Source organism: Mycolicibacterium tokaiense (genome assembly GCF_010725885.1).
GTDB lineage: Bacteria > Actinomycetota > Actinomycetes > Mycobacteriales > Mycobacteriaceae > Mycobacterium > Mycobacterium tokaiense.
Genome location: NZ_AP022600.1, coordinates 172,234 through 186,569 on the forward strand (window position 1 = coordinate 172,234; position 14,336 = coordinate 186,569).

The 14,336-nt window shown below is 69.8% G+C and carries 14 protein-coding genes; 10 read left to right on the forward strand and 4 right to left on the reverse strand.

Annotation, left to right across the window (positions count from 1 at the left end; all coding sequences use genetic code 11):
* The first annotated feature begins 39 nt into the window (after positions 1 to 39).
* Both alc and G6N58_RS00800 read left to right on the forward strand, forming a co-directional pair.
* Positions 40 to 1,227, forward strand: a complete 1,188-nt coding sequence (gene alc, locus G6N58_RS00795; RefSeq protein ID WP_197746387.1) for an allantoicase — start codon at positions 40 to 42, stop codon at positions 1,225 to 1,227.
* On the forward strand, positions 1,227 to 2,258 hold the full coding sequence (locus tag G6N58_RS00800) for a dipeptide epimerase (protein ID WP_115280133.1): 1,032 nt from the start codon (positions 1,227 to 1,229) through the stop codon (positions 2,256 to 2,258). The genes alc and G6N58_RS00800 overlap by 1 nt, the downstream gene beginning before the upstream one ends.
* On the opposite strand, the gene G6N58_RS00805 is transcribed toward G6N58_RS00800, so the two are convergent.
* From G6N58_RS00805 to G6N58_RS00815, 3 genes are all read right to left on the reverse strand, one after another.
* Positions 2,249 to 3,448 carry an acyl-CoA dehydrogenase family protein gene (locus G6N58_RS00805; protein WP_115280132.1) on the reverse strand — a complete coding sequence of 400 codons (1,200 nt, stop codon included), beginning with the start codon at positions 3,446 to 3,448 and terminating at the stop codon, positions 2,249 to 2,251. The genes G6N58_RS00800 and G6N58_RS00805 overlap by 10 nt on opposite strands.
* Positions 3,445 to 4,560 (reverse strand): acyl-CoA dehydrogenase family protein, encoded by a 1,116-nt coding sequence (locus tag G6N58_RS00810; RefSeq protein ID WP_115281914.1) that lies wholly within the window; start codon positions 4,558 to 4,560, stop codon positions 3,445 to 3,447. The genes G6N58_RS00805 and G6N58_RS00810 overlap by 4 nt, the downstream gene beginning before the upstream one ends.
* 64 nt (positions 4,561 to 4,624) lie before the next feature.
* The gene (locus tag G6N58_RS00815) at positions 4,625 to 5,236 is read right to left on the reverse strand and encodes a TetR/AcrR family transcriptional regulator (protein ID WP_115280131.1); all 612 of its coding nucleotides are present in this window, start codon (positions 5,234 to 5,236) and stop codon (positions 4,625 to 4,627) included.
* A gap of 39 nt (positions 5,237 to 5,275) precedes the next feature.
* Between G6N58_RS00815 and G6N58_RS00820 the strand changes: the two genes are divergently transcribed.
* The 5 genes from G6N58_RS00820 to G6N58_RS00840 all read left to right on the forward strand — a co-directional run bounded on the left by G6N58_RS00820 (position 5,276) and on the right by G6N58_RS00840 (position 10,151).
* Positions 5,276 to 5,935: a response regulator transcription factor gene (locus tag G6N58_RS00820; RefSeq protein ID WP_115280130.1), complete on the forward strand. Its 660-nt coding sequence runs from the start codon at positions 5,276 to 5,278 to the stop codon at positions 5,933 to 5,935.
* Positions 5,936 to 5,948: 13 nt separating this feature from the next.
* Complete coding sequence (locus G6N58_RS00825; protein ID WP_170314323.1) at positions 5,949 to 7,334, forward strand: sensor histidine kinase; 1,386 nt, start codon at positions 5,949 to 5,951, stop codon at positions 7,332 to 7,334.
* A gap of 92 nt (positions 7,335 to 7,426) precedes the next feature.
* Positions 7,427 to 8,782, forward strand: a complete 1,356-nt coding sequence (locus G6N58_RS00830) for an MFS transporter (protein WP_115280128.1) — start codon at positions 7,427 to 7,429, stop codon at positions 8,780 to 8,782.
* Between the two features lie 17 nt (positions 8,783 to 8,799).
* A complete protein-coding gene (locus G6N58_RS00835; RefSeq protein WP_172545019.1) occupies positions 8,800 to 9,723 on the forward strand; it encodes a TAXI family TRAP transporter solute-binding subunit in 924 nt (307 codons plus the stop codon).
* A gap of 125 nt (positions 9,724 to 9,848) precedes the next feature.
* A complete protein-coding gene (locus tag G6N58_RS00840) occupies positions 9,849 to 10,151 on the forward strand; it encodes a hypothetical protein (RefSeq protein ID WP_115280126.1) in 303 nt (100 codons plus the stop codon).
* A 4-nt stretch (positions 10,152 to 10,155) separates the two neighbouring features.
* On the opposite strand, the gene G6N58_RS00845 is transcribed toward G6N58_RS00840, so the two are convergent.
* A complete protein-coding gene (locus G6N58_RS00845) occupies positions 10,156 to 11,067 on the reverse strand; it encodes a lytic transglycosylase domain-containing protein (RefSeq protein ID WP_435406174.1) in 912 nt (303 codons plus the stop codon).
* Between the two features lie 16 nt (positions 11,068 to 11,083).
* Here G6N58_RS00845 and G6N58_RS00850 point away from each other — a divergent pair, with 16 nt between their 5' ends.
* From G6N58_RS00850 to G6N58_RS00860, 3 genes are all read left to right on the forward strand, one after another.
* Complete coding sequence (locus G6N58_RS00850; protein WP_232067679.1) at positions 11,084 to 11,890, forward strand: DUF1460 domain-containing protein; 807 nt, start codon at positions 11,084 to 11,086, stop codon at positions 11,888 to 11,890.
* Positions 11,891 to 11,912: 22 nt separating this feature from the next.
* Entirely contained in the window at positions 11,913 to 13,238 is a 1,326-nt protein-coding gene (locus G6N58_RS00855) for an FAD-dependent oxidoreductase (RefSeq protein WP_115280124.1), read from the forward strand.
* A 107-nt stretch (positions 13,239 to 13,345) separates the two neighbouring features.
* Entirely contained in the window at positions 13,346 to 14,335 is a 990-nt protein-coding gene (locus G6N58_RS00860; protein ID WP_115280123.1) for an IS481 family transposase, read from the forward strand.
* Position 14,336 lies beyond the last annotated feature (1 nt).

Genomic DNA, 14,336 nt, shown 5'->3' on the forward strand with positions numbered 1-14,336 from the left:
AATACCTCTGCGACGACCACACTTCCACGGAGACCACACTTGTCCACACCCGCACCACACCTTCCCGACCTCGCTGCCCGCCTGCTCGGTGGCACCGTCATGGCCGCCAGCGACGAAGCGTTCGGCGAGAAGGAGAACCTGCTGAACCCCGAACCGGTGAACTTCGTCCCGGGGTCCTTCGGCCCGCGCGGCGAGATCGTCGACGGCTGGGAGACCCGCCGGCGCCGCACCGAGGGTGACGACTGGGCGCTGATCCGCCTGGGCACACCGGGACTCATTCGTTCGATCGACGTCGACACCACGTCGTTCACCGGCAACCACCCCGTGGGCTGCCGCGTCGAAGCCTGCGGTGTGGAAGGCTATCCCGGCCCGGGTGATCTCCTGGACGCGGACTGGCAACGGATTGTCGACGACTCACCGCTGGCGTCGGACCAGTCGAATGTTTTTGCCGTGCACAATGACACCCGATTCACCCACGTCCGGCTCACCGTCTGGCCGGACGGCGGCGTCGGGCGGCTGCGCATCCACGGCGAGCCGGTCACCGATCCACGCGACCTCGACCTCGGCACCGTGGACCTGGCCTCGCCACACTACGGCGCAGCCATCACCGACAGCAGCGACGGGTTCTACAGTCCCGCACGATCACTCAACCGGCCCGACATGGCGCGCACCATGGGCGACGGCTGGGAGACCCGCCGCAACCGCGACCGCGGGCCGGACTGGGTGCTGTTCCAGCTGGCCACCCGGGCCCGCGTGCACGCACTGGTGATCGACACGGCCTACTTCCGCTACAACGCGTCGGCGGCGGTGATCGTGGAATCGTCTGACCACCATCAGGATTCGGAGTGGGTAGAACTGCTGGCACGCACGGATCTGCAGCCCGACACCCGGCACGTCTTCCGCTTCACCGACGCAGGCGCAGAGCTGCCGGTGGCCACCCATCTGCGGCTGCACGCGCTGCCCGACGGCGGCCTGTCCCGCGTGCGCGTAGTGGGCAGCGCCACCCGCGACGGGCGGTGGCAGGTGGCGCACCGCTGGTGGAACACCCTTCCCGAGTCCCAGGCGGTGGCGGTGCTGCGCGCCGCGGGGGTCGAGGTTGCCGCGGCGGCCCACCTCGCGGCGGCCCGGCCGGTGCTCGACCCGGCCGACCTCGACGGCGACCCGGCTGCGGGCGAAGTGCTGCACCGCATCCTGACCGGATCTGCTGACGCGACGGAGCACCGCTGATGCGCCTGGATTCCTGGACCGAGACACTGCGGCTGACCCAACCGCTGCGCATCTCGCGCTCGCTGACCACCGAGGTCGACAATGTGTTCGTCTCGATCACCGCGGAGGGCCACACCGGCTTCGGCGAGGCCGCCCCCGGTCCGTGGCGCGGTGAAACCATCGACGACATCCGGGATTATCTCGACGGCGCCGCACTGCTGCTGGGCACGGATCCTTTCGCCGCCCGCGCCGTGCTGGCGCGTCTGGACGCCCAGTTGCCCATGGTGCGGGCAGCCAGGTCGGCCGTCGACATGGCACTGGTGGACCTGGTGGGCAAGATCGTCGGCCAACCGCTGTACCGACTTCTCGGACTCGATGCCCAGCAGACGCGGGAGCTGTGCTTCACCGTCAGCCTGGACAACGATGTGGACACCATGGTCGCCGCGGCGGTGGACGCCGCCGCGAAGTACCGGGTTCTGAAGATCAAACTCGGCAGCCCGCGCGACGCCGACATCGTGCGTGAGATCGCTTCGGCCGTCGACGTTCCGCTGCGGGTGGACGCCAACGGCGGCTGGACCGCCGAGCACACCGTGCACCTGGTCGAGGAGGTCTTGGCCCCCTGCGGGGTGACGCTGCTGGAGCAACCGGTGGCCGCCGACGACCTCGCCGGGCTGGCGCAGGTGCACGCGTACTCCCCGATACCGGTGATCGCCGACGAGTCGATCACCGACCTGGCCTCACTGCGGCCGCTGATCGACCGCTGCGCCGGAATCGACATCAAGCTCACCAAGTGCGGTGGCATCATCGAGGCGTTGGATCTGATCGGCGGCGCGCGCGCCGTCGGGATGACGATCATGATGGGCTGCGAGGTCGAGACCTCGCTGGCCGTCACGGCCGCCGCCAGCCTGACACCCCTGGCCGACTATGCCGACCTGGACCTGCATCTGTGGCTGGACAACGATCCGTTCGACGGCGTGCTCCTGGAACACGGCCGCTTCGTGCTGCCGGCCCGACCCGGCCTGGGTTGCCGGGTCACCAGTCGTCAGCCCTGATCGTGCGGCAACTCCCGGAACGGCCGGTCGTGGAACGGATCCGGCTCACGGGGTAGGCCCAGCACCTTCTCGCCGATGATGTTGCGCTGGATCTGGTCGGTGCCACCGCCGATCGAGGTGAAGTAGGCGTTCAGGGCGCGGAAGGTGGTCGCATCGCCCAGGGGGTTCTCCGGGCCTTCGAGCATGCTCTCGGGGCCGGCCAGGTCGAAGTAGACCCGGGCCGACTGGTGCAGGATCCGGGACATGGCGATCTTGCTCAGCGAGAGCACCGACAGGCGTTCGGCCTGACTGCCGGCGGCCTTGGAGCGGGCCAGGTTCCAGCGGTTGACGGCCTCGAATGCCTCGATGCGGGCGATGTCCTGGCGCAGTGCCGGGTCGTCGAACCGGCCGAGGTGGACGGCGAGCTCACGCAGGCTCATGCGGCGGATGTCACCGGGGTCGGCGACCTTGGTGCGCTCGGTGCGGGCTGAGCCGCCCATGATCGCGCGTTCGAGCCCCAGCGCCAGTTGCAGCACCCCCCACCCGGCGTCGACGTCACCGATGCGCAGGGTGTCGCTGACCCGGGCGTCGTCGAGGAACACCTCGTTGAACTCGGACTCGCCGGTGATCTGGTGAATGGGCCGCACGGTGACGCCGGGTTGCTTCATCGGCAGTAGGAAGAAGGTCAGCCCGCGGTGTTTGGGGACGTCGATATCGGTGCGCGCCACCAACATCCCGTAGTCCGCCTTCTGCGCGAACGATGTCCACACCTTCTGACCGTTGACGATCCAGTCGTCACCGTCACGTTCGGCACGGGTGCGCAGTCCGGCCAGATCGGAGCCGGCGCCCGGCTCGCTGTAGAGCAGGCAGCCGCGCAGCCGATGCCGCAGAAATCCCCCCAGCACTTGTGATTTGAGCTCATCGGAGCCGGCGGCGTACACGGTGGCGGCCCAGAGGTTCATCCGGTCCTGGCCCGAGCCGGGGGCACCCACCCTGCGGAACTCGGCTGCCACGGCGCGGGATCGGGCGGAGCTGAGGCCGCGGCCGAACCACTGCGTATCCCAGCTCGGCGCGGCCCAGCCCGCGTCCACCACGAGGTCGAACCACGCCGATCTGTCCAGGTCGGGATCCCAGTGCTGGTCCAGCCAGGCGCGTGCCTCGCCGACGGCGGCATCGATGTCCTCGGGCACGGGCGTCTCCTGTCGCGTCACGGCTGCACCAGCCGCAGGTAGGTCTCACGATGTTCGTGCGGGCTGCCCAGCAGCTGAGCGTCGGTGCGGGCACGGCGCAGATACAGATGGGCCGGGTGCTCCCAGGTGAAGCCGATGCCGCCGTGCACCTGGATCGCCGTCGCCGCCACAGTGAGGTATGCCTCGGCGTTGTAGGCCTGGGCCAGAGCCAGATCCGCCGCGGCGCCCGGACTGCCCTCATCGAAGGCCGCCGCGACGTGCCGGGCCGCCGAGATCGCCGATTCCGCCTCGAGCAGCATGTCGGCGCACAGGTGTTTGACCGCCTGGAAGCTGCCGATGGCGCGGCCGAATTGAAACCGGGTGCGGGCGTGGTCGACGGCCGCCTGCATGGCACGTCTGGTGCCGCCCGCCTGCTCGCTCAGCAGAGCCACCGCCACCAGAGACAGGGCTTGCTCCAACGCCGCGGTGACACGACCCGGTGCACCGACCAAGCGAGAGGGTGTGTCACCGAAATCGATTCGGCTCTGCCGACGGGTCTGGTCGACGGTGCGCAGCGGCTGCACCGTCATCCCGGCGGCGTCGCGATCGACCGCGAAGAGGCCCGGTCCGTCGGGGGTGGCGGCATAGACGTAGATCACCTCGGCGCTGCCCGCGTCGAGCACGTAGGTCTTCTCCCCCGTCACGGTCCACGCCCCGGACGGGGCGGGCGCGGCCGTGGTCGTCGCGCAGGCCGGGGGCACCCCGGTTCCCGGCTCGGCGTAGGCGACGGTGGCCACCAGGTGCCCGGACGCGATGCGCGGCAGCACGGCCTGCTGCTCGGACACCTCGGCACACAGCCGCAGGACGTGCGGGGTCAGCACCGCGGTGGCCAGGAACGGCCCACCCATCAGGGCGGCCCCCATCTCCTCCATCACCGCGCCCATCGCGAGGTGCCCGGCGTCGGCTCCGCCGAACTCCTCGGCGATCAGCAGGCCGTGCAGCCCGGTGCGCGCAGCGTGGGACCACAGGTCGCGATCGAAGCCGTCTTCGGTGGCCATGGCCGCCCGGACGTGGGCCTGGGTGCAGTGCTTGCCCAATAGGTCAGCGGTCACGGCGCGCAGCGCCGCCACCTCATCGTCCACCGCAGCCACCATCACCGTCTCCTTCACCCGCCGGGCACTCCGCCGCCGAGATTAACAGACGACTACCGTCCGATAATCAGAGGCGGGCACCGACACCAGCCAGGGCGGCCTGCACCAGGGCGGTCCGGAACTGCGGCAACCGTGACCGCATCCGTGGCCGCAATTCCCTTGGCGTGGTGACGATGTGGTTCTGGATGCCACCGATCACCAGGTCGATCATCAGGGTCGCCGCCGCGGAATCCGGCACGTCGCCGCGCCGCACCGCACGGCGCCCGATCCGTCGGCCGGCTTGCACCAGCACCCGGTAGTAATCGTCGGACGCCTCCCGCACCTCGGCGTGGTGCAGCCGATCCACCAGAACCTGGTGCAGCATGTTGCCGTAGGGACCGGTCAGGTGGGCGATGTAGAGATCGGCCATGGCCTCGAGATCAGCCCGGGTGTCCCCGGTGTCGATGTCCTCGAAGTACAGCGATCGAGCCGTCAGGACCTGCGCCAGCAGAGCCACCCGATTCGGCCACCGCCGGTAGATCGCGTCCTTGCCGACACCGCACTGCCGGGCCACCGCGTCGATCCGGAAGCCGCTCCACCCCGCCTTGGAGTACAGCTCCGCCGCGGCGTCATACACCCGGTCTTCGATCTCCGGGTCCCGGGGCCGGCCCCGGCGGGCGCCTGTCGATGTCGCTGCCATCCCGGCATGGTGGCACACCCGTGTCGTACCTTGAGGTCGATGCGGATCGCAGTGGTGGAAGACGACGACGGCGTGGGCGACGCCCTGGTCGACGCGCTCGCCGAGGTCGGCCACGCGCCGGTGCGCATGCGCCGAGGCGCCGACCTGCTACTCGGCCACCGCGACGTCGACCTCGCGCTGCTGGACCTGGGCCTGCCCGACGCCGACGGACTGACCGTCCTGCGGCAGCTGCGCGCGGTGAGCCAGATCCCGGTGGTGGTGTTGACCGCACGCGACGACGAACGATCGGTGGTCCGGGCGCTGCGCGGCGGGGCCGACGATTACGTGGTGAAACCGGCCCGCCTGGGCGAACTCCGCGCCCGGTTGGAGGTCGCCGCGCGCCGGCACGCCGTGGGCGCCGAACCGCCCGCCGAGACCGTCGTCGCCGGCGACATCGTGATCGATCTCGGTGCGCACCGGCTCGAGGTGGGCGGCCGGGAGGTGACGCTGACCCCCAAGGAGTTCGAGCTCCTGGCCTACCTGGTGACCCGTCGCGGCGAGGCGGTCAGCCGGCAGCAGCTGATGGACGCGATCTGGGGTGACGCCTACGTGGCGATCTCGCGCAGCCTCGATGTCCACATGACCGCGCTGCGCGCCAAACTCGGCCGCACCGGCGTGATCACCACCATCCGCGGCTACGGGTACCGCTGGGGCGTCTGACATGTGGCGCCGCGTGCTGCTCGTGCTGCTGGCGTACTCCACCATCGTGGTGGTGGGCCTGGCGGTTCCGCTGGCTCTGACGGTGAGCCAGGAGCGGCTGCAGCGGTTCGGGGAGAGCCGGTTCGCGGCCGCGGCCTACTTCGCCGGTCTGGCCGCGCGCGACGCTGATCAGGGCGGCGCCAACCTGCAGGAGGCACTGACGCGCTACCACTGGCTCTACGGCGAGCCGGTGCTGGTGGTGGATCGCACCGGGCGTCCGCTGGCCTCGGCCGGCATGGCTCCCGGCTCCGACGACGTCGACCTCGCCGTTGCGCAGGCGCTGCGCAACCAGCGCAGCGCCCTGCCCGCCTCCCTGAGCCCGTGGTCGCACCCCGATGCGCTGATCGCGGTCCCGGTGGGCGCCGGCACGCAGGTGGACGGCGCGGTGGTGCTGCGGGCATCCACCGCGGCGGCAGCGGCCGACGTCGGGCGGGCGTGGGCGGTGATCGCCGCGGGTGCGGGCGGGTTGCTGCTGCTGGCCACGGTGATCGCGGTGGTGCTCTCGCGGTGGACGGTGCGACCGGTGACCGCGCTCTCGGAACGGGTGCACGCACTCGGCGACCAGGTACTCGAGCCCGCCCCGGCCGCGCACCCGGGCCCACCGGCGCAGTCCGCCGGCTACGCGGGCCCACCGGAGGTGCGTCAGCTCGCCCGCGTCTTCGACACGATGGCCGCCGATGTGGAGGCGGCGGCGGCCGCACAGCGGCGGATGGTCGCGGACTCGGCCCACGCACTCCGTAACCCGTTGGCGGCGTTGCGGATCCGACTGGACACCCTGGGCCTGGCGCTGTCGGGGAAATCCGCCGAGACGCACCACAAGGCGATGCAGGAGGTCGACAGGCTCAGCGGCGTGGTCGCCGACCTGCTGACCCTCGCTTCCGCCGAATCCGCGCCCACCGCCGACCAGGCCCCACCCCGCTGTGACGTCGTGACCGTGATGGCCGAACGCCACGATTCCTGGTCCGACGCCGTGGCGGCGGCCGCCATGACGATGACCGTGACCACCCTGCACACAGCGCCGGCCGCCATCGACGCGGACGACCTGGGCACCATCGTCGACGTGCTGCTCAGCAATGCCACCGCCTACGCCGGAGCCGGAACCGAGATCGAACTCGGCTGCAGCGCAGACGGTTCGCGTGTGCACATCTGGGTCGCCGACACCGGGCGCGGGGTGGCCCCGACCGAACTGGAACACCTCGCGGACCGGTTCTACCGGGCCTCGGGCACCAGCGGCCCCGGCACCGGGCTGGGGCTGGCCATCGCCCGCGCGCTCACCGAGCGGGCCGGCGGCCGCCTCACCATCACCGCCGGCCGTCCCCGCGGACTACGGGTCGAGGCGGCGCTACCGCGTTCGTCCTAAGGGACTGTAAGGAACACCGGCACCGGCTTCCGGTCGGCCTGTGACTGCGTTCACAGTGGACGGCAGCAGTCGTAGTCAGCAGAGGAGCTGTTATGAGTAACCCGGCCACCACCGCGGCAGGTCCGGAGACCCCGACGTCGTCAGCGGCGGCCACCCGCCGCGCCATTCTCAACACGTTGCGCGGCTCGTCCGGCAACCTCGTGGAGTGGTACGACGTCTACGTCTACACCGTGTTCGCAACGTATTTCGAGAACCAGTTCTTCGACTCCGCCGAGAAGAACTCCACGATCTACGTGTATGCGATCTTCGCCGTCACCTTCCTGATGCGCCCTGTGGGGTCGTGGTTCTTCGGCCGGTTCGCCGACCGCCGCGGCAGGCGCGCCGCGCTGACCTTCAGTGTGTCGTTGATGGCGGCGTGTTCGCTGGTCATCGCCTTGACACCAGGTCGGGAGAGCATCGGGGTGTGGGCCGCGGTGATCCTGGTCCTGTGCCGGTTGGTACAGGGGTTCGCCACCGGCGGCGAGTACGGCGCCTCGGCCACGTACATGTCCGAGGCCGCGACCCGGGAGCGGCGCGGGTTCTTCTCCTCCTTCCAGTACGTCACCCTGGTCGGCGGCCACGTCCTCGCCCAGCTGACCCTGCTGGTGATGCAGACCTTCCTGGACCGCGAGCAGATCGAGGAATTCGGTTGGCGCATCGCCTTTCTCATCGGCGGCGTGGCCGCGGTGGTGGTCTTCTGGCTGCGCCGCGCCATGGACGAATCGCTGACCGAGGAACAACTCGAGGCGGTGCGGCGTGGTGACGACCAGACATCGGGGTCGCTACGCACCCTGTTTGTCGAGCACTGGCGGGCGCTGCTGACCTGCTTCACCGTGACCATCGGTGGCACCATCGCGTTCTACACCTACAGCGTCAACGCCCCTGCCATCGTCAAGACCGCCTACGAGGACCAGGGCATGACCGCCACCTGGATCAATCTGATCGGCCTGACGTTCCTGATGGTCATCCAGCCGATCGGCGGCCTGATCAGCGACAAGGTGGGCCGCAAGCCGGTGCTGATCTTCTTCGGCGTCAGCGCGGTGTTCTACACCTACGTGCTGATCACGTTCCTGCCGCAGACCACTTCCGTGGCAGCCTCGCTGACGCTGGTGTGCGTCGGCTACGTCATCCTGACCGGCTACACCTCGATCAACGCCATCGTCAAAGCCGAACTGTTCCCGGTCCGGGTGCGCGCACTCGGCGTGGGACTGGGCTACGCGCTGGCCAACTCCGCCTTCGGCGGCACCGCGCCGCTGATCTACCAGGCCGCCAAGGGCGGTGGCCACGTCCCGTGGTTCATCGCCTACGTGACCGTGGTGATCTTCATCTCGCTGATGGTCTACATCTTCGTGCTGCGCAACAAGTCCGAGACCGCGCTGGACCGAGAACAGGGCCGCGCTTTCGTCTGACCGCCTAGATTACGAATGTGTTCGACCGACGGACGGCCCTGCGCGGCGCGGGAATCCTGGGTGCGGCCCTGGCGCTTCCGGCCTGCCAGGGCCGTCCGGACGTCGAACTGCGCCTGGCGGCGGGCGAATCGGGTGGCTTCTTCTGGGAGTTCTCCGGCCTGCTGGCCGCCGCCGCGCAGCGGGCCGGCACGGACCGCATCACCCCGGTGCAGTCCAGCGGGTCGGCCGACAACCTCGAAGCCCTGCACGCCGGCCGCGCCGAACTGGCGTTGAGCCTGATCGACACCGTGTACGAGAGTCCGTACCGCTCGGAGGTGACGGCCATCGGCTGCGTCTACGAGAACTACTTCCAGGTGGCGGTGCGCACCGACTCCGCAGTCGCCGCACTGGCCGATCTGCGGGGCCGCAGCGTCAGCACCGGAGCCTCGGGATCCGGTGCCGCGGCGCTGTCGCAGCGGGTCCTGGCCGCGGCCGGACTGTCGGAGCCCGGGGCGGTACAGGCGGTCGCGCTGTCCATGCAGGACGCCGCCGGTGGGCTGGCCGATGGCACGATCGACGCCGCGATGTGGGCGGGCGGGCTGCCCACCCCCGCCTTCGGCGCCGCCGGGACCGCCATCCGGCTGCTGGACCTCAGCGACGTGGTGGGGGTCTTGCGGCAGCGGTTCGGCACGGCCTACGAGGCGGTGCCGGTGCCCGCGGGGGTCTACGGCGACCACGGGGCCGTGACCACCGTGGGCGTGGCCAATGTGCTGCTCGCCCGCCGCGATGTGCCCGACGGGGCAGCCGCGGGTGTGGTGGATCTGCTGATCGACGATTCGACCCAGCTGGTTCCCGCGCAGGCAGTGGGCAGCCAGTTCCTGGACGTGCAGTCGCTGATCCTCACCGGTGACATCGCCCTGCACCCCGGCGCCGTCGAGGAATACCGCCGCCGGCACGGCTGAGCGCCCTGACGTTCCTGGGGGCCGGCTGTGCCCCACCGGGGAGTCACCGCACAGACCGCTGTGGAAGGCAGACACCCGCGGCCCGGCCTCGTTACGGTGAGCACCGACACCGACGAAGGAAGCCGATGCTCGACTACAAGAACCTGCTCTGCTCGGGGTTGGCGGTGCTGTCCGTCAGCGCCGCGCTGCTCGGTGGCAGTGCTGCCGTGGCCGGCGCGTCCAAGATCTCGGCCGACCCGTCCACCGTGAGCACCGGCTCCGGGGTGGGCACCCAGGTACGCACCTCGGCGGTCCAGGGTGACGTCCGCGCCAGTGGCACCCAGGGCGACGTACGCGGTGGTATCAAGGCCGTGCCGGGCACCAAGGCGCATGCCATGCCCACACCCAACTCGTGCGACCCGGCCTACGAATACACCTGCGACGACTGAGGTTTCACTGCGGGTTGTCCTTCAGGTACTGCTGCACGGGGATGGGGGCGTCGGCACGGTAGCCGACCGGCAGCAACACATCGCCTGCGGTGCTGTTGTAGTACACATCCCAGCGGTGGTAGGTCCGCAGGGCCGCCGGATCCGCAGCCATGACGGCGGCGTAGTCGGTGATGGCCCGCACGTACCGGGTGGAGTTGTTGTACCGGTACAGCGCCGCGTCCCGGTCGGTGGCGAAACCGTGTGCCGCCAGGAAGCGTCCCGCGGCCATGATGGCGTCGCGGGGTGAGCGGATGTCGCCGCCCTGGCCGTACTGGGCGAACGTCGAGGGCAGGAACTGCATGGGCCCCTGTGCTCCTGCGCTGCTGACACCGCGGATGCGTCCGAAAGCGGTCTCGACGAGATTGATGGCAGCCAGATAGTTCCAGCCCACCCCGGTGGCAGCTTGGGCCGCCCGGTAACAACTCATCAGCAGTTCGAGCGTGGGCGGCTCGATGATGTGCCACGCCGGCAGGGTCGGCTTGCCGCCGCCCATCGCCGAGAGCTGCCGTCGCGCATCGATGTTGCGGTCGTAGACCTCCCGCAGATCGGGCGGCACCCGGGTACGGGTCACCGGATCCCACTCCGGATGCCGGGACAGCAGGCGGTAGGCCAGCTGCTGGCGTCGCGCCGCCTCCTGCCACTGCGGCGCCGAGGCCTGGTGGTGCAGTGTCCGCTCGTCGGCGACCAGGCCGGCGACCAGCTCCGCTGGGTCGGCCGGTAGGCGCGGCTGCGCCGCGACGGGCGGCATCGGCGGACGCAACTGCGCCGGGGCATCGACCCTCGCAGGCGGGGCCGGGGGCTCCGAACAACCGGCCACGATCAGCACCGCTGCAGCGACTGCGGTGACCAGACGAGCCCGAGCATGCAGAACAACCACGTACAGTAGCCAAATCGTGAATCGCAGCAGAGTCAACCGCCGCCCCCGCCTCCGCTGGTGGCCGACGGTGTGTGCACTGCTCATCGTCGGTGGCACCGCCCCGGCTGCTGCTGCCCCGCCTGCGATGATGTCGGATGCCAGCACGCAGACCCTGCAGGCCATGCTGGCTGCCACCCCCGGCCCCTCCGATGCGGAGACCATCTCGGAGCAGTTCCTCGGAACCCCCTACGGGGCAGACACTCTCATCGGTTCGGCGCAGATTCCCGAGCAGTTGACCGCGGAACTGCAACGGGTGGACTGTTTCACCTACGCCGATTACGTCGAGGCCCTCAAACGGGCCGACACCCCCGAGCAGTTCGTCGACAGCCTGACCGCCGTGCGGTACACGGGCGGGGTGGTCAGCTTCGCCACCCGCAGGCACTTCTTCACCGACTGGTCAGCCACCTCCCCCACGCTGGCTCGCGACGTCACCGCGAGCCTCACCGACGCCGCCGTCGCCACCCCGAAGAACCTCAACCAGACAGATTCCGGTGAGCAGTACCTGCCCGGGCTGCCGGTGGTGGCACGCACCGTGGCGTACGTGCCCAGCGCGGCGGTCGACGACGACGTGGTGAGCAGGTTGCGCGCCGGCGACTATGTGGGTGCCTATGCCGAGGACGGTGGCCTGGACGTCACCCACGTCGGAATCTTCATCAGCACCCCCGCCGGCCCGGTGTTCCGCAACGCCTCGTCCCGGGACGCCGACAACGCCGTGGTGGACACCCCGTTCTTCGACTACGTGCAGTCGGTGCCCGGTCTGGTGGTACTGCGCCCGCTACGGTGACGGCAGGGCTACGGTTCGATACATGGCCGGAGTCGGGCGGCGTGAGTTCCTGCTGCGCGCCGGCCTGCTCGCCGTCGCGGCGCAGACTGCGGCGTGCTCCGGTGACGAACCGCCCGGCGCCGGTGAGCATGTCGTGGTCATCGGTGCCGGATTCGCCGGCCTGGCGGCTGCCCGCACCCTGGCCGACGCCGGGGTGCGGGTCACCGTACTGGAGGCCCGTGATCGCATCGGCGGACGCACCTGGACCGATACGTCGCTGGGGGTACCGATCGACATCGGCGCCTCGTGGATCCATGGCACACAGGACAATCCGCTGACCGAACTGGCCGCCGCGGTGAACGCCGCGACGGTGGCCACCGACTTCGATGACGTCGTGGTCTACGACCGCGACGGCGAGGTGGGTGCGGATGCCCTCGACCGGGTGGCGGCCCAGTGGAGCACCGTGAGCGCGCAGCTGGCGGCCCGCACCGCCGATGCACCGGATTCGGCCTCGGTGGCCGACGCCCTGTCCGGATTGGCCGATCTCACGGATCCGCTGATCGCCTGGACGGTGACGTCGGTGATCACCGGGGAGTACGCCGCGGGCCCGGAACAGTTGTCGCTGCGGTGGTTCGGCAATGAGGGTGGGTTCGACGGGCCCGATGTGCTGTTCCCGCTCGGCTACACACAGCTCTCCTCCCACCTGGCTCGGGGTCTCGACATCCGGACCGACGCCGTGGTGTCCAGGATCGCCCACGGGTCGCAGGGAGTGACCGTCGAACACACGCACGGCACGGAGACCGCCGAGCGGGTGATTGTCACGGTGCCACTGGGCGTGCTGAAGGCCGAGAGCATCACCTTCGAACCGCCGTTGCCCGCGGACAAGCTGGCGGCCATCACTCGGCTGGGATTCGGCCTGCTGAACAAGGTGGCGCTGCGCTTCGCCCAGCCGTTCTGGCCGCAATCCGTGCCGATGATCGGGCTGGTGGGCACCGACCAGCCGGTCTCGGACCTGGTGAACGGATTGCCGGTCACCGGTGAGCCGGTGCTGATCGGACTGCGCGCCGCGCAGGCGGCGTGGGAACGCGAGGAGCTGCCCGACGAGCAGGCGGTGGCGCAGGTGGTGGCGGCACTAGAGGCGCCGCAACCCACGGGTGCGCTGGTGACCCACTGGGGTACAGACGAATTTTCCTGCGGCTCCTACAGTTTCATCGCCGTCGGATCGAGCCCCGATGACATGGACACCCTGGGCGAGCCCGTCGGTGACCGCCTGCTGTTCGCCGGCGAGGCCACCCACCCGGAGTTCTTCGGCACCGTGCACGGCGCGTACCTCAGCGGGATCCGCGAGGCACGCCGGCTGCTCGACTAGGTGTACTGACCACGGACGTTGGTGACGGCGTGGTGAGGTGACAAGACGAGAGACCTCCGAGTGGAGTGCGAGCTGTCTAGGAACGCTCCCCGATCTCGGAGGTCTTCGTGGTTCACCGTAATGCCCCTTTGTCCGAAACCGGTCGTCTGCGGCTGGCTCGATGCGTTGTCGATGACGGGTGGTCGCGTCGCCGCGCGGCCGATCGCTTCCAGGTGTCGGTGACCACCGTGTGCCGGTGGGTGGATCGCTACCTCGAGCTGGGCGAGGCGGGGATGGCCGACCGCAGCTCACGACCGCATTACAGTCCGAACCGCACGCCGACGCGCATTGAGCGGCGCATCATCGGAGTGCGCGTCACCCGCCGCTGGGGACCGGCCCGGATCGCCTACCTGCTGCGGCTCAACGTCTCCACGGTGCACAACGTGCTGCGCCGCTACCGCATCGCCCGACTGCGGTGGCTCGACCGCGCGACCGGGCGCGTCGTACGGCGGATGGAGTCGGCGGCGTGCGGTGATCTGGTGCACGTCGATGTCAAGAAGCTGGGCAAGATCCCCGCCGGCGGCGGTTGGCGCAAGCTCGGGCGCTCAGCGGGTAAGCGCAACTCCCAGGCGGACAAGACCGGAGCGACCAACAAGTCCCATCAGCCGGTGCGGGGATATCACTTCATCCACACCGCGATCGACGCCCATTCGCGGTTGGCGTACTCCGAGATGCTGCCCGACGAACGCAAGGACACCGCCGCCGAGTTCTGGCAACGAGCCAACGGCTGGTTCGTCGAACAGGGCATCGTTGTTCGCAAGGTGTTGACCGACAACGGGTCCTGCTACCGGTCGCATGCCTTCCGGGACGCGCTGGGCGACGGCATCGAGCATCGCCGCACGCGGCCGTATCGACCGCAGACCAACGGCAAAGTGGAGCGCTTCCACCGAACCCTCGCCGATGAATGGGCCTACGCCCGGCTCTACACCAGCGACGACCAACGCTGCCAGGAATACCCCCGCTGGCTGCACACCTACAATCACCACCGCGGCCACACAGCACTCGGCGGTCAACCACCAGCCAGCCGTGTACCTAACCTCTCAGGTCAGTACAACTAGG

What these genes read in the sequence shown, in the direction of transcription:
- G6N58_RS00810 (WP_115281914.1), bottom strand. Translation starts at nt 4,560, where the DNA reads ATGGTGGCTGCGGTGGACGATGAGGTGGCGGCGCTGCGCGCCGTGACC.
- G6N58_RS00840 (WP_115280126.1), top strand. Translation starts at nt 9,849, where the DNA reads ATGCTCGACTACAAGAACCTGCTCTGCTCGGGGTTGGCGGTGCTGTCC.
- G6N58_RS00800 (WP_115280133.1), top strand. Translation starts at nt 1,227, where the DNA reads ATGCGCCTGGATTCCTGGACCGAGACACTGCGGCTGACCCAACCGCTG.
- G6N58_RS00830 (WP_115280128.1), top strand. Translation starts at nt 7,427, where the DNA reads ATGAGTAACCCGGCCACCACCGCGGCAGGTCCGGAGACCCCGACGTCG.
- G6N58_RS00855 (WP_115280124.1), top strand. Translation starts at nt 11,913, where the DNA reads ATGGCCGGAGTCGGGCGGCGTGAGTTCCTGCTGCGCGCCGGCCTGCTC.
- G6N58_RS00820 (WP_115280130.1), top strand. Translation starts at nt 5,276, where the DNA reads ATGCGGATCGCAGTGGTGGAAGACGACGACGGCGTGGGCGACGCCCTG.
- G6N58_RS00815 (WP_115280131.1), bottom strand. Translation starts at nt 5,236, where the DNA reads ATGGCAGCGACATCGACAGGCGCCCGCCGGGGCCGGCCCCGGGACCCG.